General features: G+C 67.8%; 26 protein-coding genes and 2 pseudogenes. 15 read left to right on the top strand and 13 right to left on the bottom strand.

Annotated elements, in window-relative coordinates; genetic code table 11:
- Positions 1 to 48: 48 nt before the first annotated feature.
- A pseudogene (locus tag U4Z64_RS21160) lies at positions 49 to 312 on the bottom strand (hypothetical protein); the annotation flags it as partial.
- A gap of 347 nt (positions 313 to 659) precedes the next feature.
- Between U4Z64_RS21160 and U4Z64_RS21165 the strand changes: the two are divergent.
- The 3 genes from U4Z64_RS21165 to atsR are packed head-to-tail and all read left to right on the top strand — an operon-like array spanning position 660 to position 3,917.
- Positions 660 to 1,538, top strand: a complete 879-nt coding sequence (locus U4Z64_RS21165) for a response regulator (RefSeq protein ID WP_321796200.1) — start codon at positions 660 to 662, stop codon at positions 1,536 to 1,538.
- Between the two features lie 48 nt (positions 1,539 to 1,586).
- A complete protein-coding gene (locus tag U4Z64_RS21170) occupies positions 1,587 to 2,087 on the top strand; it encodes a molybdopterin-dependent oxidoreductase (protein ID WP_321810619.1) in 501 nt (166 codons plus the stop codon).
- Positions 2,088 to 2,096: 9 nt separating this feature from the next.
- On the top strand, positions 2,097 to 3,917 hold the full coding sequence (gene atsR / locus U4Z64_RS21175; RefSeq protein ID WP_321820984.1) for a hybrid sensor histidine kinase/response regulator AtsR: 1,821 nt from the start codon (positions 2,097 to 2,099) through the stop codon (positions 3,915 to 3,917).
- Between the two features lie 69 nt (positions 3,918 to 3,986).
- Here atsR and U4Z64_RS21180 read toward each other — a convergent pair whose 3' ends face one another.
- Both U4Z64_RS21180 and U4Z64_RS21185 read right to left on the bottom strand, forming a co-directional pair.
- Entirely contained in the window at positions 3,987 to 4,406 is a 420-nt protein-coding gene (locus U4Z64_RS21180; protein ID WP_059605044.1) for a secondary thiamine-phosphate synthase enzyme YjbQ, read from the bottom strand.
- Between the two features lie 10 nt (positions 4,407 to 4,416).
- The gene (locus tag U4Z64_RS21185; protein WP_321821052.1) at positions 4,417 to 4,743 is read right to left on the bottom strand and encodes a thioredoxin family protein; all 327 of its coding nucleotides are present in this window, start codon (positions 4,741 to 4,743) and stop codon (positions 4,417 to 4,419) included.
- Positions 4,744 to 4,972: 229 nt separating this feature from the next.
- On the opposite strand from U4Z64_RS21185, the gene U4Z64_RS21190 reads away from it, so the two are divergent.
- The 6 genes from U4Z64_RS21190 (at position 4,973) to U4Z64_RS21215 (ending at position 8,533) form a co-directional block, all read left to right on the top strand.
- Complete coding sequence (locus tag U4Z64_RS21190; protein ID WP_321820985.1) at positions 4,973 to 5,677, top strand: flavin reductase family protein; 705 nt, start codon at positions 4,973 to 4,975, stop codon at positions 5,675 to 5,677.
- A 273-nt stretch (positions 5,678 to 5,950) separates the two neighbouring features.
- Positions 5,951 to 6,283 (top strand): DUF2322 family protein, encoded by a 333-nt coding sequence (locus U4Z64_RS21195; RefSeq protein ID WP_321820986.1) that lies wholly within the window; start codon positions 5,951 to 5,953, stop codon positions 6,281 to 6,283.
- A 116-nt stretch (positions 6,284 to 6,399) separates the two neighbouring features.
- Positions 6,400 to 6,540 (top strand): hypothetical protein, encoded by a 141-nt coding sequence (locus U4Z64_RS21200; protein ID WP_193759801.1) that lies wholly within the window; start codon positions 6,400 to 6,402, stop codon positions 6,538 to 6,540.
- A gap of 99 nt (positions 6,541 to 6,639) precedes the next feature.
- Positions 6,640 to 7,491, top strand: coding sequence for a hypothetical protein (locus U4Z64_RS21205; protein WP_321820987.1), 852 nt, complete (start codon positions 6,640 to 6,642; stop codon positions 7,489 to 7,491).
- Positions 7,492 to 7,917: 426 nt separating this feature from the next.
- Positions 7,918 to 8,259, top strand: coding sequence for a type II toxin-antitoxin system RelE/ParE family toxin (locus tag U4Z64_RS21210; RefSeq protein ID WP_321820988.1), 342 nt, complete (start codon positions 7,918 to 7,920; stop codon positions 8,257 to 8,259).
- Entirely contained in the window at positions 8,246 to 8,533 is a 288-nt protein-coding gene (locus U4Z64_RS21215) for a helix-turn-helix domain-containing protein (RefSeq protein WP_044845424.1), read from the top strand. The genes U4Z64_RS21210 and U4Z64_RS21215 overlap by 14 nt, the downstream gene beginning before the upstream one ends.
- A 75-nt stretch (positions 8,534 to 8,608) precedes the next feature.
- Here the strand turns inward: U4Z64_RS21215 and U4Z64_RS21220 are convergent.
- The 3 genes and pseudogenes from U4Z64_RS21220 to U4Z64_RS21230 all read right to left on the bottom strand — a co-directional run.
- A pseudogene (locus U4Z64_RS21220) lies at positions 8,609 to 8,845 on the bottom strand (hypothetical protein); the annotation flags it as partial.
- Positions 8,846 to 9,038: 193 nt separating this feature from the next.
- Positions 9,039 to 9,608, bottom strand: a complete 570-nt coding sequence (locus U4Z64_RS21225) for a hypothetical protein (RefSeq protein WP_321820989.1) — start codon at positions 9,606 to 9,608, stop codon at positions 9,039 to 9,041.
- 219 nt (positions 9,609 to 9,827) lie between these two features.
- Positions 9,828 to 10,286, bottom strand: a complete 459-nt coding sequence (locus tag U4Z64_RS21230; protein WP_006486309.1) for an Lrp/AsnC family transcriptional regulator — start codon at positions 10,284 to 10,286, stop codon at positions 9,828 to 9,830.
- A gap of 126 nt (positions 10,287 to 10,412) precedes the next feature.
- Between U4Z64_RS21230 and U4Z64_RS21235 the strand changes: the two genes are divergently transcribed.
- From U4Z64_RS21235 to surE, 3 genes are all read left to right on the top strand, one after another.
- The gene (locus U4Z64_RS21235) at positions 10,413 to 11,150 is read left to right on the top strand and encodes an AzlC family ABC transporter permease (RefSeq protein ID WP_321820990.1); all 738 of its coding nucleotides are present in this window, start codon (positions 10,413 to 10,415) and stop codon (positions 11,148 to 11,150) included.
- Positions 11,140 to 11,442: an AzlD family protein gene (locus tag U4Z64_RS21240; protein ID WP_321820991.1), complete on the top strand. Its 303-nt coding sequence runs from the start codon at positions 11,140 to 11,142 to the stop codon at positions 11,440 to 11,442. The genes U4Z64_RS21235 and U4Z64_RS21240 overlap by 11 nt, the downstream gene beginning before the upstream one ends.
- A gap of 338 nt (positions 11,443 to 11,780) precedes the next feature.
- Positions 11,781 to 12,560 carry a 5'/3'-nucleotidase SurE gene (surE, locus tag U4Z64_RS21245; RefSeq protein ID WP_321820992.1) on the top strand — a complete coding sequence of 260 codons (780 nt, stop codon included), beginning with the start codon at positions 11,781 to 11,783 and terminating at the stop codon, positions 12,558 to 12,560.
- A 19-nt stretch (positions 12,561 to 12,579) separates the two neighbouring features.
- Here the strand turns inward: surE and U4Z64_RS21250 are convergent, their stop codons facing one another.
- The 5 genes from U4Z64_RS21250 to U4Z64_RS21270 form a co-directional block, all read right to left on the bottom strand.
- Positions 12,580 to 13,401: an SDR family oxidoreductase gene (locus U4Z64_RS21250; protein ID WP_321796179.1), complete on the bottom strand. Its 822-nt coding sequence runs from the start codon at positions 13,399 to 13,401 to the stop codon at positions 12,580 to 12,582.
- Between the two features lie 69 nt (positions 13,402 to 13,470).
- Entirely contained in the window at positions 13,471 to 13,938 is a 468-nt protein-coding gene (locus tag U4Z64_RS21255) for a cupin domain-containing protein (RefSeq protein ID WP_044845430.1), read from the bottom strand.
- Between the two features lie 163 nt (positions 13,939 to 14,101).
- On the bottom strand, positions 14,102 to 15,454 hold the full coding sequence (locus U4Z64_RS21260) for a pyridoxal phosphate-dependent decarboxylase family protein (RefSeq protein ID WP_321820993.1): 1,353 nt from the start codon (positions 15,452 to 15,454) through the stop codon (positions 14,102 to 14,104).
- Positions 15,455 to 15,474: 20 nt separating this feature from the next.
- Complete coding sequence (locus tag U4Z64_RS21265; protein WP_040139054.1) at positions 15,475 to 15,774, bottom strand: ArsR/SmtB family transcription factor; 300 nt, start codon at positions 15,772 to 15,774, stop codon at positions 15,475 to 15,477.
- 187 nt (positions 15,775 to 15,961) lie between these two features.
- Positions 15,962 to 16,849 (bottom strand): LysR family transcriptional regulator, encoded by an 888-nt coding sequence (locus tag U4Z64_RS21270; RefSeq protein ID WP_321820994.1) that lies wholly within the window; start codon positions 16,847 to 16,849, stop codon positions 15,962 to 15,964.
- 128 nt (positions 16,850 to 16,977) lie between these two features.
- On the opposite strand from U4Z64_RS21270, the gene U4Z64_RS21275 reads away from it, so the two are divergent.
- Entirely contained in the window at positions 16,978 to 18,015 is a 1,038-nt protein-coding gene (locus U4Z64_RS21275; RefSeq protein WP_321820995.1) for an aldo/keto reductase, read from the top strand.
- Between the two features lie 174 nt (positions 18,016 to 18,189).
- Here U4Z64_RS21275 and U4Z64_RS21280 read toward each other — a convergent pair whose 3' ends face one another.
- Entirely contained in the window at positions 18,190 to 19,668 is a 1,479-nt protein-coding gene (locus U4Z64_RS21280) for a PLP-dependent aminotransferase family protein (RefSeq protein WP_321820996.1), read from the bottom strand.
- Between the two features lie 131 nt (positions 19,669 to 19,799).
- Between U4Z64_RS21280 and U4Z64_RS21285 the strand changes: the two genes are divergently transcribed.
- Positions 19,800 to 20,276 (top strand): GNAT family N-acetyltransferase, encoded by a 477-nt coding sequence (locus U4Z64_RS21285; RefSeq protein WP_321820997.1) that lies wholly within the window; start codon positions 19,800 to 19,802, stop codon positions 20,274 to 20,276.
- 45 nt (positions 20,277 to 20,321) lie between these two features.
- Here U4Z64_RS21285 and U4Z64_RS21290 read toward each other — a convergent pair whose 3' ends face one another.
- On the bottom strand, positions 20,322 to 21,047 hold the full coding sequence (locus tag U4Z64_RS21290; protein ID WP_321820998.1) for a class I SAM-dependent methyltransferase: 726 nt from the start codon (positions 21,045 to 21,047) through the stop codon (positions 20,322 to 20,324).
- A 218-nt stretch (positions 21,048 to 21,265) separates the two neighbouring features.
- Between U4Z64_RS21290 and U4Z64_RS21295 the strand changes: the two genes are divergently transcribed.
- Positions 21,266 to 22,276 carry a hypothetical protein gene (locus tag U4Z64_RS21295; RefSeq protein ID WP_321820999.1) on the top strand — a complete coding sequence of 337 codons (1,011 nt, stop codon included), beginning with the start codon at positions 21,266 to 21,268 and terminating at the stop codon, positions 22,274 to 22,276.
- The last annotated feature ends 122 nt before the right edge of the window (positions 22,277 to 22,398 follow it).

Below are 22,398 nucleotides of genomic sequence, written 5' to 3' on the forward strand. Positions count from 1 at the left end.
ACCCGACGCGCGGCGGCCTGGCACACGCCGTCGCCGCGGAAATCACTCGAGGTCATAGGCAGGCTTCGGCTGAGTCTTCGCGGCCTGCTTCAGCGACACGATGAGCGGATCCTCGCGGTCATCCGGATCGCCTTTCTTTTGATAGGAAACCTAAACTTCAGGGCGATCGAAACACCCTATGTCATCGCAGTCATCGCAGATCCGCACGGTATAGCCGGTGACGGACGGATCCCGCGCACACGCGGTCAATAGCAACAGCAACTCCGGTGCGAGTACCGGCGAACCATTTCGCGCTTTTTCCCCACGTCTTATCTTATTCGCGCCGTATTGCTTCGCACGATCCCGCCCCCGCGAGCGCGTACCCGGCTTGCGCGCGGCGAGGCGAATACAATTCACCCACGCCGACACGCAGTCCAAGGCTCTCTCAGGCTCTCTTTGGCTCTCTTCGAATCGTTCAGTCACGCGCTGGCTGCCGCTTTTCGCCGGGCCGAATGTGTCGACGCCGGCCTCCAAACATGACGCGACAAACAATAGTGACGTGGTGAGCAATAATAATGGAGAAAAATGGCATGTCAAGGTGATTCGCATTTTCAAAGTTTGCGTATTGCGTCACTTTTGAATATGCTCTTCGTCGCTCAACCTCAGGAGACCCCATCGAGATGCCCAATAGCGAGCAGGCCAACGTCGATCTCATCACCGCCACCAAGGTGCACGATCTGCTGACGCGCAACGGCATTCCGCCGCGCAGCCACAACACCACGATCGCGAACGTGCTGGGCCTCAGTTTCTCGGTCGTCACGCGCAAGATGAAAGGCCTGATCCCGTGGAACCTGTCGCAGTTGCAGGACATCGCGACGCACTTCGGCGTGCCGCCCGCGATCCTGCTCGACGACAAGGGCACGCAGCCGGCCGCCGCCGAGATGATCGACGCGACGCTCGTGATCGAGTCGCGCCGCTTTCGCTGCCGCGCGGCGATCTCGGCGAAGGCCAGCAGCCAGATCGAAACGGATTTCGTCGCGCTGCAGTGGCAGGGCGAATGGATCGTCACCGAACGCCAGCACGCACGCGAAGGCCGCCTCTATCCGGTCGACGTGATCGAACTGCGCTCGAGCCAGCCGACCGTCTACGCGGCGCGGATCGCGGTGGTCGACGATTCGCAGGACGTCGCCGAAACCGTGTGCGAATATTTCATCGAAAAAGGCGTGAACGCGATCCCTTACTATGACGGCGCATCGTTCCGCAAGGCGCTGGAAGTCGAGGATTTCGACGGCTACATCCTCGACTGGATGCTGGGCGACCAGACGGCCGCCGAGCTCGTGCGCGGCATCCGCTCGAGCGAGAACGGCGACGCGCCGATCTTCCTGCTGACCGGCAAGATCTCCACCGGCGAGGCGAGCGAGGACGAAATCGCGCACATCGTGTCGCATTACAACGCGCGCTGCGAGGAAAAGCCGGTGCGCCTGCCGATCCTGTTCGCCGAAGTCGCGCGCGAACTGAAGATCACGCTGCCGTCCGCCACGGCCGCCGCCGCGAATTGAGCCCACGGCGAAAACCCACCACCACACGCACACGACCGAAGGAAAGACATGCGCGTTTCGACCATCTGGATCAAAAGCCTGGTCACGGCCGGCCTGCTCGGCATCGCTGCCGCGAGCTGGGCCGCGTCGTTCACGTTCACCGTCGACGGCAAGATCGGCCGCAGCAACCAGCCCGGCAAGACCATGTTCGTCTTTACCGAGCAGGCGCTGATGGCGCTGCCGCAGTACACGATCGTCACGTCGACGAGCTGGACGCCGAAGGCGACCTTCACCGGCCCGCGCCTGTCCGACGTGCTGAAGGCCGTCGACGCGCACGGCACGCAGATCGAGTTCCGCTGCATCGACGAATACACGTTCACGATCCCCGTGTCGGATGCCGACAAGTACGGCGTGATCCTCGCGCGCACGATGAACGGCAAGGTGCTCGGCAACGACAACTACGGCCCGCTGTGGATCATGTATCCGCGCGACCAGTATCCCGACGAGCTCAAGACGCCGCTCGGCGAAGCCAAGTTCGCGTGGCAGATCATCGGCCTGACCGTGAAGTAAGCGCGCGACATGAAGCGCGGGCGGTGGAAGAACAGAAAAATCATCCTGGTCCTGGGATCGCTGTGGATCCTGGGATTCGCCGCATGGGCGTTCCTGCTGTGGGACCTGCTCGCGACGTCGGTCAACGAGGGCGTGCTCGAAGGACCGCGTGAAGGCGTGTTCTGGACCGCCGCGCAATACCGCAACGTCTACACGCGCTTCGACCGCCAGCTGATCCTCTACGCGACGCACGTGGACGACGACTTCGACCACGTGCAGATGCAGCTCGACAGCCTGTCGGTGTCGTTCGGGTTCCTGCAGCGGCCGTCCGAGGTGTCCGAATACTGGCTGCGCATCCCGCGTGCCCGCGCCCAGATCGCGGCGCTCGGCGAATTCATGACGCGCCTGAGGCAGGAAGTGCCGTTGCTGCGCAGCGCGCCGGGCGGCGCACAGCGCGTGATCGACGAGGTCAGTACGTACTGGCCGAAGGTCAACGGCCTCGCGAACGACTTCCGTGCGATCGAGATGGCGCAGCGCGACTTCACGTTCCATCAGCTGAGAGAAAAGCAGCAGGCGATCGTGTCGCTCGGCATCATCCTCGGCGTGATCCTGTGCGCGCTGTTCCTGCTGCTGTTCTATACGATGCGCACGCGCGACGATCTGCTCGAACGACAGAACGCGGCGCTCGATGCGGAGCGCAAGGCATCCGATCGCGCGTTCGAGATGATCGAGGCGAAGAACGCGTTCCTCGGGATGGTCAGCCATGAACTGCGCACGCCGCTGCAGGCGATCTGCGGATCGATCGAGATCCTGCTCGCACGGCCGCAATCCGACGCGAACCTGAAGACGATCCGGCGACTGCAGAATTCCGCATCGTCGCTCGAGGCGCTGGTCAAGGACCTGACCGATTACATCAAGCTGCGCTCGACCAAGCGCCTCGCCGAAACCGAAACGGTCGGCATCGCATCGCTGCTCGCCGAAGTGCTCGATCCGCTGCGCGCGAAGATCGCGGCCAAACGGATCGCGGTCGCGCAGCAGGTCGAGCCTGGCGATCTCGCGATCCGCTCCGATCGCAAGCTGTTGCGTCAGGTGCTGTCGAACCTGATCGAGAATTCGGTCAAGTACACGGCCGGCGGATCGATCGACGTGTCGATCTCGCTCGCCGACGCGCCGGCCGGCCAGCAATTGAAAATCGCCGTGCGCGACACGGGCGCCGGCATCGCGAAACAACACCTGTCGAAGATCTTCGAGCCGTTCTATCGCGCGAACGACGCGGTCGGGCTGCACGTGGACGGAATCGGCATGGGGCTCGCCGTCGTGCGCGAGATCGTGACGACGCTGCGCGGGCATGTGGACGTGCGCAGCACGGTGGGCGAAGGCAGCGAGTTCGTCGTGACGCTGCCGGCCGAAGTGCCGGGCATCGACACGGCCGGCCACGCGGCCGGGGATGCCTCCGCACTGCCGCCCGCGACCGAGCACCGGGACCGGCGCGCGCTGGTGGTCGACGACAACGACAACGCACGCGAAACGCTCGGCGCGATGCTGTCGGCGCTCGGCATCGAGGCCGATCTGTGCGGCACCGGACAGGAAGGCGTCGCGCGCTTCGGCACTGGCCGCTACGACATCGTCGTGCTCGATCTCGAGCTGCCGGACCTGAGCGGCTTCGAAGTCGCGCGGCGCATTCGGGCGGTGGCGCAACCCGACGACGACGGCCGCCATCCGGCGATCCTCGGCGTCAGCGCGTATGAGTCGGCGGCGCTGCGCGAAAACAAGCAGGTATTCGACGAATTCCTGCCGAAGCCTGTCCACCTGCGCGAACTCGGCGCGCTCGTCGAGAAGCTGCTCGCGTAAGCCCGCGATACCGTGTGCGCATGCGCACGGCATCGCATCGCGCGCCTGCGCCGCGTCACCCGTCGATACTCATTCGCCGATCAGATGCAGCACGATGTCGCGCCGGTGCGCGGCGCGGCGATGCTCGAACAGGTAGATGCCCTGCCACGTGCCGAGCACCATGCGCCCGTGCTCGACCGGAATCGACAGCTGCACCTGCGTCAGCGCCGTGCGCAGATGCGCGGGCATGTCATCGGGCCCTTCGGTGTCGTGCTCGTAGCGCGTGTCGTCCTCGGGTGCGAGCGTCGCGAAATAGCGTTCGAGATCGCGCTGCACCGACGGATCCGCGTTCTCCTGGATCAACAGCGACGCGGACGTATGGCGACAGAACACGGTCAGCAGCCCGGTGCGGATCGCCTGCTGGTCGACGAATGCGCGCACCTGCGGCGTGAACTCGACGAGGCCGCTCCCGCGCGCGTCGACGCCGATGTGCGTGATGGCCTGTTGCATGATGTCGACCTCAGGCGAATGCGGCGAAGCCGTCGGCTTCGATCTGCTTAGCGTCGGACGGGCGCACGACGCGCGCGACCTCGACACCGTCGCGCAGGAACACCAGCGTCGGCCACAGCTTCACGCCGAACGAGCGGCCGAGCGGGCGGCCCGGGCCATCCTCGATCTTCAGGTGACGCACGGCGGGATGCGCGGAAAACGACGCGGCGATCGCGGGCTGCGCACTCGCGCAGATCCCGCACCAGTTCGCACCGAATTCGATGACGGTTGCGCCGCCCAGTGCGTCGACTTCCGCGCGCGTCGGCGCATTGGCGGTGTAGCGTTGCTCGGTATCCATCAGGCCCTCGTGAGCGTTGGCGGAACATGGCCGCGCGCGCCTGCGTGATGCGGCGGGCTCGGCCTGCGATTTCCTACTGTAGCGGAAAAGCGCGCGCGATGTCGGCGGGCTCCGGCCGACGCGTACACCACCTGCGCGCGCCGGCCGGAATGACATGACAAGATCCGGAGCGCCGCGCCGCAGCGACAGGATCAGCATGAGGACCGATCCATCAACGAAGGCGCCGACCATGAATGCTCCGCATCGCGTCACCGAACCGAACATCCTCTATTTCGGCACGCCCGTCGTGCTGGTCAGCACGCTGAACGAAAACGGCACGGCCAATCTCGCACCGATCTCGTCCGCGTTCTGGCTCGGCTGGCGCGGCGTGATCGGCATCGCCGCCAGTTCGCAGACCACGCGCAACCTGCTGCGCGCGGGCGAATGCGTGCTGAACCTGCCGTCGTCGGCGCAGGCGCACGCGGTCGACCGGATCGCGCGCACGACGGGCACGTATCCGGTGCCCGACGGGAAGCGGGCAAAAGGTTACGTGTTCGAACCCGACAAGTTCGGCACGGCCGGGCTCACCGAGGCGGCGTCGCAGACCGTCGCGCCGCCGCGCGCGCTCGAATGCCCGGTGCACATGGAGGCCGTCGTCGCGGCCTCGCACGGGATCGGCGACGACACGCCCGACCTGCGCGGAAAGATCACCGTATTCGAGCTGCGCATCCAGCGTGTGCACGTGCATCCGGGTCTGCTGGCTAACGGCCATCCGGACCACATCGATCCCGACAAATGGTCGCCGCTGATCATGAGCTTCCAGAAGTTCTACGGCCTGGCGCCGCATCAGGTGCATACGTCCCGGCTCGCCGAGATTCCCGAGCGCGCGTATCGCAGCCCGGACATCGAGCGCTCGCGTGAGGCCGGCATGTCGATGGACGTTGCCCGGCGATAACGCGCGGCGGCCTGCGTGACGCGAACCGCGTCGAGATCGCTCGTCACTGCGTGCCGCACTTCCCTGAATCCGCTTCATTGCCGCCGCGCGTCGGTGCGGCGGATAACCTGGAGAACACCGATGACCGCCTCTCCAAATCGTGCTTCGTCCTGCACGGTCGCACCCACCGCGCGCGCCCTGCATCGTCTCGCGCACGGGCCGCGCGAAACGCAACGCCCGATCGGCTAAGATACGGGCCGCCTCGCCTTTTATCGAACCGACGGAGTGTTTTCAGTGATTCAACCGACCCCAGTATTCAAGGACAACCTCGCTCAACTGCCGGCCATCGACGGCGTCGCGCGCATCGATCTCGTCGGCGCGAACGGCGACGTGGTCGCGAGCATCGAGAACCAGCCGGGCAAGCAGGGCTCGCTCGCGGTGTACAACTACCTGAAGCAGGCGTTCGGTGCGCTTGACGCGAAGGCCGCCGAGCACGGCCTCGCCGTGTTCGCGGAGCACACCGCCGACGCGCGCAACCGCCCGGGCGCGCACCCGAACGTCGATCGTCTGCTCGCGATCGTCGACGGCGGCGAAGCGCTGCGGATCGACGTGGTCGCGAAGGCCTGAGCGCCGGGCGACGGGCGGGTACGCTGCGGGTCGACGCGCCGCAGCGGCTCGCGCCCGCCGCGCGCTTCACCGCGCGTCCGTCACTGCCACACCTCACGGTTCCGACGCGGTCACGCATGGCCACATTCCGGTTTCCATGCGCGCAATGCGACGAATGGCACGCAGGCGAGCCGAGCGTATTCCACAACGGGATGTCCGCCGAACGCGCGCAGGCGCTGTTCGAGAAGGTGCTGCATCAGGACGGAGCGGCGCACTGACGCCGCCGCCTCGTGCACCGTGCCGTCGTGACACCTGCGCGGAAAACCGCGACCATCGCGACTCCCCGTTCTTTCCCGGAGACCATCCACGTGCATCGCATGACTGTCCCGCTGTTTGCCCGCCGCATCGCATCGATCGCGGTACTCGCGTGCGTCGCACCCGGCGGTGCAGCGTCGGCCGAGACGCTGCGTGCGGCCTCCGATATCGCCGGCGCGTCCCTGGTTCCGCTCGGCGCGCTGCCGCGCTCGCCGGAACACGGCACACTCGACGCGTTCTGCGCGCGATATCGCGCGAAGACCGCCACCGCGGCTGGCCGCGACGTCGCGAAGCTCGGCTGGATCGTGACCTCGGAAGCGCCGCTCGGCCGCTACACCGTCGTCACGTTCGCGAGCGGGTTCAAGCCGGGGACGAGCGCGATCTGTTTTGCGCGCAACGCGAACATCGGCGTCTTCGACGGCACGACGCTCGTCGCGCTCGGCTATACGGCACGCTCGGCCGGCTGGCAGCTCGGCTCGGTCGAGCAGCTGGAAAGCGGCGCGTTGCTGGTCTGGGGCGGTGACGGCCCGTCGGCGCCCGTCGCCGAGCTGCGCGAAGAAAATGGCGGCTTGCGGCTGACCACGGTCGCGGCAGAACGCACGTACTGTCGCGGCCGTGCGGTCGTGCCCAACGTGTACGGCAAGCCGCTCGACGTGGCGCGCAAGATTCTGATCTCGCGTGGATGGCAGCCGCTGCGTCCGCACGAGAAGCCGGACCCGATGGACGGCGCGGCGACGCTCGCGAAGCACGGGATCATCGAAGCCGAAGCTTGCTCGGGCACCGGCATGGGCTATTGCGCGCTGCGGTATCGGAGTGTGTCCGGCGTGCTCGGCGTGACGACGGCCGGCGGCGAGCCGGACACGCCGTCGGCGAATACCGTGATCGATTATCAGGTGGCTTGCCGGAAGCAGTGATCGGCGCGGTGGCGTGCGCGTGATTCGTGCGTGATCGCATGACATGCGTTCGTCGCCGCACCGAAAAGCAGCGAATCCATTGGCGATCGACTGTACCGGCGCATCGGATCATCGGCCGTCCGGTCAATTGACCCGCTCCACGCTCGCTCCCAAACTGACCTCCCTTTCACGCGCGTTCACGCGTGTCCGGCATAAAGGGACTTCCATGATCGACCTCTCCACGCCGCAGCTTCCAACGTGCGCCACCCGCGCCGATACCGAATCGCACGCGTTGCCCGATTCAGGCCATCCGAATCTCGTCGAACGCCCCCTTCCTGACCGAAATCCCGACGCGACGTAACGACGCTTCGAACGCACCGAACGCCCGCCCGCGTCCACAGTCGCGGGCGAACTCCGCACTTGCACAAACATAACATATTTGTTATCATGTCAGCTAACGCGTGCGAAATTCAATTCTTCAATGCGCGCGTAGAGACGGGGGGCGTCACGTTACCGACGACGCTGCTTGCCCGTTTCTTTGCGCTCGCTGATCGCATGGAGCAGTACGGCCCGAATCTTGGCGAGCCGCACACCCAGTCAATGGGAAACGGGCTGTACGAAATGCGACTGAAGGGCGCCGAAGGTATCGCCAGAGTGTTCTATTGCGCGATCGTCGATCGGCGTATCGTCATGCTTCATTGTTTCGTAAAGAAGACGCAAAAGACGCCCCGGAAAGAACTGGAGATCGCGCGCTACCGACTCAAGGAGGTTCAAGATGGCAACGTATAAGGAACTGCGCGCGCGGGCATTGTCCGACCCCGAGGTGCGCGCCGAATACGAACGACTGAACCGCGAAGAACTCGCACTGCTCGACGTGATGCTGGCTGCTCGGCGAGACGCCGGCCTGTCGCAAGCCGATGTAGCCCAGCGCATGGGCACCAAAGCACCGGCAGTGACGCGACTCGAGCGCGCACTCGCAACGGGCCAGCATTCACCGTCCATCGATACGCTTCGCAAGTACGCGGCAGCTTGTGGCAAGAAACTCGTGATCTCGTTCGCTTGATTCCTCGTTCCGACCACCGGCCGGTCGAGCGGCCGGCGCGTCGCCACGGTTGTTCAAACCCCGGACGATGCCGCATCAGCAATCAGATGCGCCACCGGTTTCCGCCTCTTCCGAGCCACGCAGTTCCCGCGCCCCGGGATCGCGTCCACGCGTATCCACCACCACACGCAACTCACGGCTCTCGAACACGCTCGCCGGCGTCACCGTGCGGCGCTGCCACGGAATCCGGCCGAAATACCAGATCTTCCAGAACCCGAGCGGATGATCGGGATTGCGGCGCAGCAGCGTATCGAAGGTCTCGACGTCGCCGAGCGTACGCACCCGGCCGACGAGCCATGAGCGGCCGGGAACCCGTGTCGACGTGCATGCGAACCTCACGCGAATGGACATGGCGCGAGCATGTCAGCCGCGGCCGCGTCGCGCATCCGCGCCGTGCGTGAGGGAATCAATCCGCGCCGCCGGGTAGCGAATTCCGGTACCGGCGCGCAGCACGCGTGCGCAATCGTCAGCGATTCGCGCCCAGCGCCACGCGCAGCCGCTCCATCAGCCGCGTGTAGAACTGCACCACGTCGGCCTTGTCCGCCACGTTCGAGGTCGAGAACCGCTCGGACCACGCCGCCTTCCATTCATACGTGCCGTGCACGCTGCGGTCACCGTCCGGCGACAGGATCAGCGAACGGATCCGCGCATCGCGACCCGGCCCCGTGTGCATCTCGAACAACGCGTGGATGAACGTGTGATACGCGTCGTACACGTCGTCGTCGAACAGGTAGCGGTAGATGTGAAACGTGCGGTCGAGTTCGCGCTTCGCGCGGATCACGTCGTCCGGCGAGATGTCCTTCCAGTAGCCGATCCACGTGTAGAAGCACAGCAGCGCATTGAGTTGCGGCGCGACCGTGTCGTACAGCGTGAGCCGCTTCTCGATCAGCCGCTGGTTGGTCCACTGCACGAGCTCGAGCCACTTCAGCCGGCGCGCGACGAGCCAGCCCAGGCACGCGACCGACAACGGCGTCAGCACACCGAGCACGAGCTTGACGATTTCCAGCGAATTCCACGGATCGTTGAATGGCTGCATGAATGGCTCGACAAGAAAAACGCATCGATCGGCCGGTCACGTCGCGCGCGGCGCGCGTGTTCGTCGATCGCGTCGCGGTTGACCGTTAGTTGCTTGCGCATCGAAGTCGCACTGCGATGCAGCCAGTGCGCGGCGAAGCGGCTTGTCCCGACAGTGTATCGGCCGATCGTCACCGGCTGGTGACGATTCGCGGAATCGCCGTCGCGCGCCCGCGTCACGTTACGTCGGCAGCGCCGACGTGAGCTTGACCTTCTGCATCGGAATGTCGGTCTTCACGCTGAGCACGCCGGGAATGCGCGTGAGGTATTCCATCTGGAAACGCCGATAGTCGTCGATATCGGCCGCGACGACGCGCAGCAGGAAATCGCAATCGCCGGCCATCAGGTGGCATTCGACGACTTCCGGCATCTGCTGGACGGCCTCGGCGAAGCGGTTCACCGATTCCGCGTCCTGCCCCTTCAGCCACACGCGCGTGAAGATCGTCAGCCCCTTGCCGACCTTCGCCGGGTTCAGCACGGCCACGTATTTTTCGATCACGCCCGCTTCCTCGAGCAGCCGCACGCGCCGCAGGCACGGCGACGGCGACAGCCCGACCTCGTGCGCGAGTTCCACGTTCTGCATGCGGCCGTCGCGCTGCAGCGCGCTCAGGATCCGGCGGTCGATAGCGTCAAGCTTCATTGGCATCGAATTCCAAAAAAATCGCAAATCACTCGTTGGATGCCAAATTCTCATAAAAATTGGTCCGCAACGCAACCCGATTCGAGTCAAAAAAGCAGACAATCCTCCTCCCCCGAAGGAGGAGTAATGAGCAGTAGCGTTTCAACGTCGACCGGGCTTCGCGACAAGCCCGCCTATGTCGCCGAGATGGGTCGTGGCTTGCGCGCGGCGCTGCCCGTCATGCTGGGTTTCGTGCCGTTCGCGCTGGTGCTCGGCGCGCAGGCCGAGCAAAAAGGGCTGAGCCTGTTCGAGGTGCCGATGATGACGGGCCTGAACTTCGGCGGCGGCTCGGAATTCGCGGCGATCCATCTGTGGACGTCGCCGCCGCACATCGCGCTGATCGTCGCGATGTCGTTCCTCGTGAATTCGCGCCACATCCTGATGGGGGCGGCGTTCGCGCCGTACATCCGGCGCCTGCCGCGCCGCCGCGCGTTCGCCGCGCTGTTCTTCATGTGCGACGAAAGCTGGGCGATGTCGCTTGCCGACGCACGCTCGCGCTCGGCCACGCACATCAGCGTCCCCTATTACGCGGGCGTGTGTTCCGGGCTCTACCTGACGTGGATCTCGATGACGACGCTCGGCGCGGCACTCGGCCCGACGATCGGCGACGTCGAGCAATACGGCTTCGACATGGCGTTCACCGCCGTGTTTCTGGTGCTGCTGCGCGGCATGTGGAAAGGCATGCGCGCGAGCCGTCCGTGGTTCGTCAGCCTCGTCGTCGCGGCCGCCACGCACCTCGCGGTGCCCGGCGCGTGGTACGTCGCGGCCGGCGCATGCGCGGGTCTGATCGCCGCGCTGCTGTGGGAGCCGCGCGATGCTGCCTGATTTCGCGACGGCGGCGACCATCGTGCTGATGGCGTCGACGACCTACCTGTCGCGCGTGCTCGGCTACGTGCTGCTGCGCAACCGCACGCTGAGCCCGCGGATGGCGTCGGTGATGGAAAACGTGCCCGGCTGCGTGCTGATCTCGGTGATCGCGCCGGCGTTCGTGTCGACGCGCCCGGCCGACCTGCTCGCGCTCGCCGTCACACTGATCGCGGCGACGCGCCTGTCGATCCTGCCGACCGTGATCGTCGGCGTCGCGTCGGCCGGCCTGCTGCGGCATCTGCTCGGGTAATCGGATCTCGCGGGTCCCACTCGCCGCCCGGCCGGCACATCGAAGCGGAAAAACGGGCGCGCCATGCGCCTGTTTTCGTATCCGCGTATCCACGCGCGGCGGGCGCCGGGCGCGGCGCGGTGCGGTGCGGCGCGGCGCGGTGCGGTGCGGTGCGGTGCGCTGAGGTGCGCTGAGGTGCGCTGAGGTGCGCTGAGGTGGCTGAGGTGAGGTGCGCTAAGGTGAGGTGCAGTGAGATGCGGCATGACACGACACAACATGCGCCGCGACGGGATGCTAGCCTTGCGGGTGTACCTGCGATGCCTTTCCCCTCTCATTGCCTACCTGCGAGGATCGTCCCGATGCAAGAAACCCGCCCGCTGTTCGACCGCGTCCTGCTCACCAACGACGACGGATTCGACGCCCCCGGCCTTGAAGTGCTCGAACAGGTCGCCACGCAACTGGCGCGCGAAGTCTGGATCGTCGCGCCGGCGGAGGACCAGAGCGGCACGTCGCATTCGCTGAGCCTGCACGAACCGCTGCGCGTGCATCGCAAGGGCGAGCGCCGTTTTGCGGTGCGCGGCACGCCGGGCGATTGCGTCGCGATCGCGGTCAGCCACCTGATGAAGGACGCGCGGCCCGACTTCGTGCTGTCCGGCGTCAATCGCGGCGCGAACCTCGGCACCGAAACGGTGTTCTCCGGCACGGTCGGCGCCGCGATGACGAGCATGCTGGTCGGCGTGCCGGCGATCGCGCTGAGCCAGGCGTTCGTCGACCGCAACGCGGTGCCGTGGAATACGGCGCTCACGCACGCGCCGGACGTGATTCGCCGGCTCGTCGCGGCCGGCTGGGACAGCGACGCGTGCCTCAACGTGAATTTCCCGGCGCGGCCGGCCGACGACGTGCGCGGCCTGAAGGTGACGAACCAGGGCGCCGGCATGCTGCAAGGCGTCGACATCGTGTCGGGGCGCGATCCGCGCGACATCGAATACCACTGGCTGAAACTGGCGCGCGCACCGCGCGACGACGATGCGGGTTCCGAAACGGTCGCGCTCGGCGAAGGCTATATCGCGGTCACGCCGCTGAAGTTCGAACGCACGCACGATCAGGCGCTCGCGCGGCTGCGGTCGAACCTCGGCTGACCTCGAGAGCGTTTACCGGTCACGTCAGGTTCATCCCCCCGTCGAGCATCACGATCTCGCCCGTCACATAATCGGACGCGACGAGCATCGCAACCGTCTGCGCGACGTCGTCCGGCGTCGCCGCGCGGCGCATCGGCGCGCGCTCGCGCCAGAGCTGCTGCGCGTCGGTCCAGTCCGCGGTCAGCGGTGTGTCGACGAGCCCCGGCGCCACCGCATTGACGCGAATCGCCGGCGCGAGCGTACGCGCCAGCAAGCGCGTCGTGTGATTGAGCGCGGCCTTCGCCGCCGCATAGGGAATCGACGCCCCCTTCGGCCGCACGCCGGCGTGCGAGCTGACGTTGACGACGCACCCGGCACGCCCGCCCGACGCCGCTTCGAGCAGCGCGGGCTGCGCTTCGGCCACGAGCCGGAACGGCGCGATCACGTTGATCTCGTGCATCTCGCGCCACACGTCGGGCGTCGCGGCGGCGAGATCGTCGTGCGGAATCACGCGGCTGACGCCCGCATTGTTGACCAGCACGTCGAGGCGGCCGTGCACCGCCAGCGCGTCGCGAATCAACCGCACGCGTTGCGCGTCGTCGGCGAGATCGGCCTGCACGTAGGTCGCGCCGAGTTCGCGCGCCATCGCGCGACCGGTGTCGGCGGAACTGCGCGAATGGAGGATCACCGCGTAGCCGTCCGCCGCCAGGCGCCGCGCGATGGCCGCGCCGATTCCCGACGTCGATCCGGTGACGAGCGCGACAGGCCGATGCACGCGCGACGCGCGGGGCTCGGCGACGGTTTCGGTTTCAGGTTCCGTTTCGGAAATCGGGGCATTCATCGGCGGATGCGGCGCGTCCATGGCGTGGAATCCTGTCAGTGGCGTTCCCGCATCATAAGCATGACGACGGCCGATGCGGATGCGTGCCGTCTACGGCCGTTTCGGCAGGTCGACGAAATCCTCGAGCTCGCCGGCGATGTAAAGCCGCTTGCCGATTCTCGGGTATTCGCAGACGTCGTGTTCGAGGCGCTGGCCGAGGATGAACAGTTCCAGCGGCACCTCGCCGGTGTTCTGCAACGTGTGTGCGTCACCGCCGCGCGGAAAACCGAGGAAATCGCCCGGCCCGATTTCGCACGTGCGTTCGCCGATCGTGACCGAGCCGGTGCCGGACAGCACGTACACGCATTCTTCCTCGTACAGGTGGCGGTGATACTCGGCCGATTCGTGCCCGGGCATCAGCGTGAGCAGGTGCGCGCCGATCTGCGTGAGGCCGGTCAGGTCGCTGAGCTGTCGTTTGAGGCGAACGGCATTGGGATTGAGCGAATGCACCGCGCGCGTCGGTTCCATCTTCGCGATGTCGGCGGCTTTCAGCAGCTCCCGGGGAGGTGTCGTGGACATGGGGATCTCGTCGGCGTGAATGCTGCGGTTGGGCGCGCCGCCCGGGCCGGCACGGCGCGCATGCCGCGTTATTGTCCGACATTTTCACGCAGACGAGCCACACATCTCCAGAGACGGATAGCCGGCGGCGGCGGCACGCGCGCGACGCATTCGCCGCCGCCGCTCAACCGACGTGCACGCCGCGCAGCGTCGTCAGCAACGCGACGAGACGGTCGACGTGCTCGTCCTCCGTGCGCCACGACGACACGCTGATCCGGAACGCCGGCCGCCCCTGCCATACGGTCTGCCCGAACCATACGTCGCCCGAGTCCTGCGCGGCCTGAAGGATCGCAATCGTCTCGTCGTCGGTGCCGGCGCGCACGAGCACCTGGTTCAGCACGACACGGTTCAGCACGTCGTAGCCGGCCGCGCGCAGGCCGTCCGCGACGCGCTGGGCCTGTGCGCAATGCCGCTCGACCATCGTCGCCACGCCGGCGCGGCCGAGCGCACGCAGCGCGGCCCACACCGGAATGCCGCGCGCACGCCGCGAGAATTCGAGGTTCAGGTTCTTCTGCGCATCCTGCGCGCCGCTCAGGTAGACGGCATCGCTGTTCATCGCGGTCGCGAGCGCGGCCGCGTCGCGGCAGATCACCATCGCGCCGTCGTACGGCGTGTTGAGCCACTTGTGGCCGTCGGTGGTCCAGCTGTCCGCGCCGTCGATGCCGTCGGTCAACGCGCGCTTCGACGACGCGCGCGCCCACAGCCCGAACGCGCCGTCCACGTGCACCCACGCGCCGGCGGCCTTCGCGCGCGGAATCAGCGCCGCGAACGGATCGAATTCGCCGGTGTTCACTTCGCCGGCCTGCACGCAGAGGATCGTCATGTCGTCGAGCGGCGGCAATTGCGCGGGGTCGATGCGGCCGTGCGCGTCGACCGGCGCGACGATCAGGCGCTTCATCCCGAAGCCGAGCACGCGCAGCGCCTTCTTCACCGTGATGTGCGCGAGCTCGGAGAGCACGACCTTCACGTCGGGTGCGCCGCTCAGGCCGTCCGCGTCGACGTCCCAGCCCTTGCGCGCGAGCAGCGCACGCCGCGCGGCCACCAGCGCGACCAGCGTGCAGGCCGTCGCGCTCGTGCCGAAGCCGACCGCGCTGCCTTCCGGCAGCCCGAGCACGTCGACGACCCAGCGCGCGGCCTGCCGCTCGATCGTCGCGGCCACCGGCGAATTCGCGAACGACGACGCGCACTGGTCCCACGCGAGCATCAGCCGCTCGGCGGCGGCGGCGGCCGGCAGCGTCGCGCCGATCACGAAGCCGAAGTAGTTCGGGCCGTTCGATGCGACGGTCGCGGGCGTGCCCTTGTCGTCGAGCAGGCGCAGCACGTCGTCGGCCGGGCGGCCCGCATCGGGCAGCGGCTCGTCGAAGGCCGCAAGACCCGCGAGCGCCGCCGCGTCGGGATAGGCGCGCCGTTCGTCGGTCGCGGCGAGATACGCTTGCGCGCGCCGGTCGGCATCGGCCAGCAGGGCGAGTTCATCCATGTCGATTGCCTCTGTGAAGATCAGAGTTGCAGGAGGTCGCGGCCCAACCGATGCAGCGCATCGTCGATCCGCTTGTAGTACGTGAACTTGCCGACGCGCGTCGCCCGCACGAGCCCGGCATCCGCGAGGATCCGCATGTGGCGCGTGGTCGTCGCCGGCGCGATGCCGAGCTTCTCGGTGATGTACGTGCAGCACACGCCGAGCTCGTCGAAGTCGCCGTGAGGCTGCGGCGGGAAATGCTTGCGCGGCTGCTTGAGCCAGCGCATCACGGCCAGACGGCTTTCGTTGGCCAGTGCGCTGATGCGGGTGACGTCGTCCATGGTTCCGGTCTCGTTTGACGTTTTGAATATTAGCTAAATGACGAAACGTGGACAACCCGCTTCGCGGGCGATCTTGCGTTCGCTGTCGCGGGGGAAGCGGCCCCGTTCCGCTACCGCGTCGCATTTGGCGTCATCGCGTCGGACGCTGACGCGCGAACGCATCGGCCGCGGCGCGATCCGGTTGCGCTCACCCCGCCGCCAACGCCTGCGCCAGCCGTTCGATCAGCGCCCGCACGCGCCGCGGCTGCACCGCGCCGCCCGGATAGACGATCTGCAGGTCGACTTCGCCCGGCGAGAACTCGCGAAGGATCTCGACCAGCGCGCCGGACGCCAGATCCTGCTCGACGTCGAGCAGCGACTTCAGCGCAATCCCGTGCCCCGCGACGCACCACGCGCGCACGAGCGCGCCGTCGTTGGCGACGCGCCGGCCGCGCACCGTCACGCGTTTCGGTTCGTCGTCGATACGGAACGGCCACTCGGCATACAGCTCCTGGCCGAAGCGCATCACGATGCAGTCGTGCGCGGCAAGCTCGGCCGGATGCCGCGGCGTGCCGTGCGCGGCGAGATACGCAGGCGCGGCGCACACCACGCGGCGCGAGCGGCCGAGCGAGCGGCTGCGCAGCGCGCTGTCCGCGAGCTGGCCGCGACGGATCGCGAAGTCGAGCCCCTGCCCGACGAGATCGACGTAGCCGTCGCCGAGATGCAGGTCGACCGTGACGCCCGGGTGTTCGGCCAGGAACGCGTCGACCACCGGCACGACGCGCGCCTGCCCGAGATCGGCCGGCGCGCTCAGCCGCACGGGCCCCGACAGCGTCTGCGCGCCGAGCCGCACGCGGCTTTCGAGTTCGTCGGCCTCGGCGAGCAGGCGCCGCGCGCCCGCGACCAGCGTGCGGCCCTCGTCGGTCAGGCTGATCGCGCGGGTCGTGCGCGTGAGCAGCGTCGCGCCGTAGTGGCGCTCGAGCGCCGTCAGCCGCTCGGAAACCGTGGCCGGCGACAGGCCGACCTCGCGGCCGGCCGCGGCCAGCCCGCCCTTCTCCACGATGCGCAGGAACAGCGCGAGGTTATCGAGCAGCATTCTTCGCTTCCTCCGAAGGATATTTTCGAAGTCTGCCCAATTATCCGGATTAACCGCAAGCGCTAGAGTGAACGCTCACCTTGCCGACGCCCGTTCGCGCCGGCCTCGACGACGAAAGGACACCCGCCATGGAATACCGCACGCTCGGCCGCTCCGGCCTCAAGGTTCCCGCGCTGAGCTTCGGCGCAGGCACGTTCGGCGGCACCGGCCCGTTGTTCGGCGCCTGGGGCAACACGGACGTCGACGAAGCGCGCCGGCTGGTCGACATCTGCCTCGAGGCCGGCGTCAACCTGTTCGACACCGCCGACGTGTACTCGGACGGCGCATCCGAGCGCGTGCTCGGCGCCGCGATCCACGGCCGGCGCGACCAGGTACTGATCTCGACCAAGACGGGCCTGCCGACCGGCGATGGCCCGAACGACGCCGGCACGTCGCGCGCACGGCTGATCCGCGCGGTCGACGACGCGCTGCGCCGCCTCGATACCGACTACATCGATCTGCTGCAGCTCCATGCGTTCGACGCGGCCACGCCGGTCGAGGAAGTGATGTCGACGCTGGACGATCTCGTGCGCGCGGGCAAGCTGCGCTACATCGGCGTGTCGAATTTCGCGGGCTGGCAGATCATGAAATCGCTCGCGGTTGCCGACCGGCACGGCTGGTCGCGCTACGTCGCGAATCAGGTCTACTACTCGCTGGTCGGCCGCGACTACGAGTGGGCCCTGATGCCGCTCGGCGCGGACCAGGGCCTCGGCGCGCTGGTGTGGAGCCCGCTCGGCTGGGGCCGGCTCACCGGCAAGATCCGCCGCCACGCGCCGCTGCCCGAACGCAGCCGCCTGCACGACACGGCCGGCTTCGGGCCGCCGGTCGACGACGAACGGCTGTACGACGTGGTCGATGCACTCGACGCGATCGCCGAGGAAACCGGCAGGACCGTGCCGCAGATCGCGTTGAACTGGCTGCTGCAGCGCCCGACCGTGTCGTCGGTGATCATCGGCGCGCGCAACGAGGAACAGTTGCGCCAGAACCTCGGTGCGGTCGGCTGGTCGCTGACCGATGCGCAGGTCGCGAAACTCGATGCGGCGAGTGCGATCGAAGCGCCGTATCCGTACTTCCCGTATCGCCGGCAGGACGCGTTCGCGCGGCTCAATCCGCCGATGCGCGGGTAAGCGGAGCAGCGGACCGTCGCGCTCCGATGCAATGACGCGATGACGTGGCGACGTGGCGACATAGCGACGTGGCGACATAGCGACGTAGCGACGTAGCGACGTAGCGGCCTAGTGACATAGCGGCGTAACGGCATAACGGCGTAGCGACGTAGCGACGACACGGCACAACGACCGTCACCGCGCGGCCAGCACGCGGTCGATCATCTCGCCGATCCGCCGCGCGAGCCCGTCCATCCGCTCGGCCGGCACGCCGCCGTAGCCGAGCACGAGCCCGTTGTAACCCGCCGCGGTGCCCGGCAGGCAGAACGACGACAGCGGCCGCAGGATCAGCCCGTGCGCCTGCGCGACGCGGCTCAGTTCCGTGTCGGCCACCGGCACGTCGAGCCGCGCGGACAGATGCATGCCGCCTGCACCGCCCGACACCGTCAGCCGCGTATGCAGCCGCCGCGCCAGCGCGTCGTGCAGCGCGTCGCGCCGCTCGGCATACACGCGGCGCATGCGCCGCAGATGCCGCGTGAAATGCCCGGCGTCGATGAAATCCGCGAGCGCGCGCTGCTCGACGGCGCGGCCCTGCAGCATCAGCGCGCCCGCCGCGTCGCGCAGCGGCTGCGCAAGCGCGGGCGGCACGACCATGAAGCCGAGCCGCAACGCCGGAAACATCACCTTGCTGAAAGTACCGAGGTAGATCACCGGCGCGTCGTCGGCGAGCCCCTGCACGGCCGCGTGCGGCGTGCCGTGGTGACGGAACTCGCTGTCGTAGTCGTCCTCGACGATCCATGCGCCGGCCGCGCGCGCCTGCGCGACGAGCGCGAGCCGCCGTTCGAGGCTCATCACCGCGCCGAGCGGATATTGGTGCGACGGCGTGATGTAGACGAGCTTCGGCGGACGAGCGCGCCAGTCGTCCGGATGCGGCGCGAGCCCCTGCGCATCGACGCCGATCGGCTCGACGCGAAGGTCGGCCGCGAGAAACGCGTTGCGCGCACCGTGGTAGCCGGGATTCTCGATCCATGCGACATCGCCCGCGTCGGCCAGCGCGCGGGCGCACAGGTCGAGCGCGCCCTGCGTGCCGTCGGTGACGATCACCTGCGCGGCGTCGCAGCGCACACCGCGCGACGCGCGCAGATAGCCGGCAATCGCATCGCGCAGCACCGCGTCGCCTTCCGCGGACTGATAGCCGAGCTGCGCCGGCCCCGCCGAGCGCCATGCGCGCTCGACGCAGCGCCGCCACTGCGCGAGCGGGAAGGCATCGACGGCCGGCACGCCCGGCATGAACGGCAGCGATTCGTCGAGGCCGCTCGTCGCGCGCTCGGCCTGCGCGGCGCGCCGCGACAGCGCCGCCGTAGCGCCGGCGGGCGCCGCGGCGGCGACCTGCGACCCGCGCAGCCCCATCCGGGCGACCACCGTGCCCTGCCGCGTGCCGGCCACGAACCCTTCCGATGCGAGCCGCTCGTACGCGTACAGCACCGAATTGCGCGCGATGCCGAGCTCGTCGGCCAGCGTGCGCGATGCGGCAAGCCGCGTGCCCTCGGCGATCCGGCCGCTCAGGATCGCGTCGCGCAGGCACGCGTACAGCCGCTGCTGCTGCGACATCCGCGTGGCCGCGTGCGGCCCCGCTTCGCGCTCGAAGGTCGACAGCAGCAACGCGTAATCCATCGTGGCTCCAGATTGTGTGGATGTCATGGGTCTACACATGGTGCCACGAACTTTCTATCGTAGAGGTCTGCGCGCGTTTCCGGTCGTGCCGGCAACGCTTCACTCCATCCATCCTCGAAAGGTTCGCGACCATGAACGCTACCGACACCGGCCTGACCGTACGCCCCGTGCGCGAAGACGATTTCGACAACTGGCTGCCGCTGTGGGACGGCTACAACCGCTTCTACGGCCGCTTCGGCGATACCGCGCTGCCGCGCGAGATCACGCGGCTCACGTGGTCGCGCTTCTTCGACGGCTACGAGCCCGTGCATGCGCGTGTCGCGGAACGCGACGGCCGGCTCGTCGGGCTCGCGCACTTCCTGTATCACCGCAGCACGACGCTGGCCGGGCCGACCTGCTATCTGCAGGATCTCTTCACGCTCGAGCGCGAACGCGGCAAGGGCGTGGGCCGCGCGTTGATCGAAGCCGTGTACGACGCCGCGCAGGCGCAGCGCGCCGAACGCGTGTACTGGCAGACGCACGAGACGAACCGCACGGCGATGCGGCTCTACGACACCGTCGCGGAGAAAACCGGATTCGTGATCTACCGGAAGGTCTTGCCGCGCTGATCATGCGGCGTGCCGCAGGCCGCACGCCGCGCGGCCGCGACGGTTTCAATCCAGCGGCCGCGCCTTGATCCACAGGAACAGCGGCACGCGCGACCACTGCTTCAGCGTGTCCGTGTCGGCGCGATCTGGCAGCGGCTCGCGCAGCGACACGATCGCGAAGCCGGCCGCCTCCAGCGCATCCATGTAGGCCTGGAGCGGCAGCGACCAGCCCGCGAAGTGCATCGACAGCCCGTCGCGCGTTTCCACGCCCTCGAAATGCTCGCTGCCGAAATACGTGCCTTCGAGCACGAACGGCGCGTCGGGCTGCGGCCCCGCGAAACGGCCGCGATCGCGGAACGGATGCACGAGCGACACGAACAGCAGCCCGCCCGGCTTCAGCACGCGACGCGCCTCGCGCAACGCGGCCGCCATGTCGTCGAGGTCCATCAGCACGTTGTATGCCATCACGATGTCGAAGCTGGCCGGATCGAACGGCAGCGAGGCGGCATCGGCGAGCGCATAGCGGTGCGCTGATGCCGCGCGACGCGCGGCGTCGAGCATCGCGGGCACCGCGTCGCTCGCGGTCACGTCGTAGCCGAGCGCCTTCAGCTCGCGGCTCACGCGTCCCTCGCCGCAGCCGATCTCCAGTGCGCGGCCGGTGCCGCGGCCGAGGTAGGCTGCCAACCCCTCGCGATACTTCCAGAACGCATCGTGGCCAGGCCGGCCGGCCCAGTCGATCCATTGGTCGGCGACGTGCGTCCAGTGTTCGGTGATGGCTTTGCTGTCGGTCATGTTCGCTCCCGATCGGTGTTCCTCGTGCTGGCCCAGGATGCGCATGGTAAGCCGAAGCGGCGGTGCGCGTGAGCGCGTTGCGCGGCTCGAGGCCGCCGCGGCCGGTTTCCGTTTCCGGCGGCGGCGTTCTACAGTGGTTACGACAGACGACATGCGCCGCCGCACATCGTTCGCGTTCGGCGCGCGTGCCGATACACCCCCGATTCCGAGGAACGTCCATGCCGAGTATCGTCGCCGGCCCCGCCGATCTGCCGCCGAGCCCCGTCGCCGCCGAAACGCGCATGGTGCACGACGTCGCCACGCTGCAGCCGTCGGACTACCGTTCGGCCGACGGTGCATCGTGGGTCATTGCCACCCTCACGCCGGCGCCGGACAGCGGCAAAAACGTGACCGGCAATACCTACTTCGATACCGCGAAACGGCAAACCGTCGCAGTGCCCGACGCGCGTCGGCGTTACGCGAACCGCGGCACCTGGCAGGTTATCGCGAGTTCCAGCCCGGCGGTGCCCGCCACCGGCCGCTACGACTGGCTCACGCTCGCATGGCTGCCGATCAACGGACGGCCGCTGCCACAAACGCCCGAGCATCTGTATTCGCCGTTCATTCGCGGCGGCACGATCGTCTATCGGTGGAATCCGGACGCGCAAGGCGGCGAGCAGTTCGGCAACGTGCGGATGATCTTTCCGGCGTGGCAGCAGCAGGTCGCGGACGTGCTGCGCGCCGCGCCCGGCGACGTCGCGCAGGCGGCGGCGGCGCCCGCATCGGCGCTCGATCGCGTGCAGCAGGACGGCAATCCGATGGCCGCCGTGCTCGACTTCGCCGCCGCGCTGCACGAGGAACCGGCCGACCGGATCGCCGCGCGCCTGCCGGCATTGCTGCGTGCGAGCGACCTGCACGAAGTGTCGGCGATCGTGTTTCAGTGCATCGTCGCATCGCGAGAAGCGGACCGGCCGCGCTTCGTCGAGGCGATCAACGGGTCCGTCACCTCGATCGACGACGGCGCGCGCTTGCTCGCGGTCGCCTACGGCGCATTCGCGGCCGGCAGGGCGAAGCCGCGTCCGTTCAGTGATGCCGAACAGGCCGCGCGCATCAACGATGTGTTCACGGCCTTGAAGCAGCGGACGTCGGCACTGGGCATGCCGGCCGGACAGGGTTCACCGTGGTACGAATTCTTTACCGCGTACCGGCTTGGCGGTGCGCCTTCCGGCTCGCGCGGAAGCAGGCAGTAATTACCGGGCCTGCGCGATCGTCGGTCGGCCTGATGCGTCGCGAGACTTCGACGAAAACGACGTCGTCCTGAATGCCGGCGCCCGGCATGCGATTCGCACGCGTCGGGCGGTACATGCGCTCG

Origin of the sequence: Burkholderia sp. BCC1996, assembly GCF_905339955.1 — a bacterium.
In the GTDB taxonomy this organism is placed as follows: Bacteria; Pseudomonadota; Gammaproteobacteria; order Burkholderiales; family Burkholderiaceae; genus Burkholderia.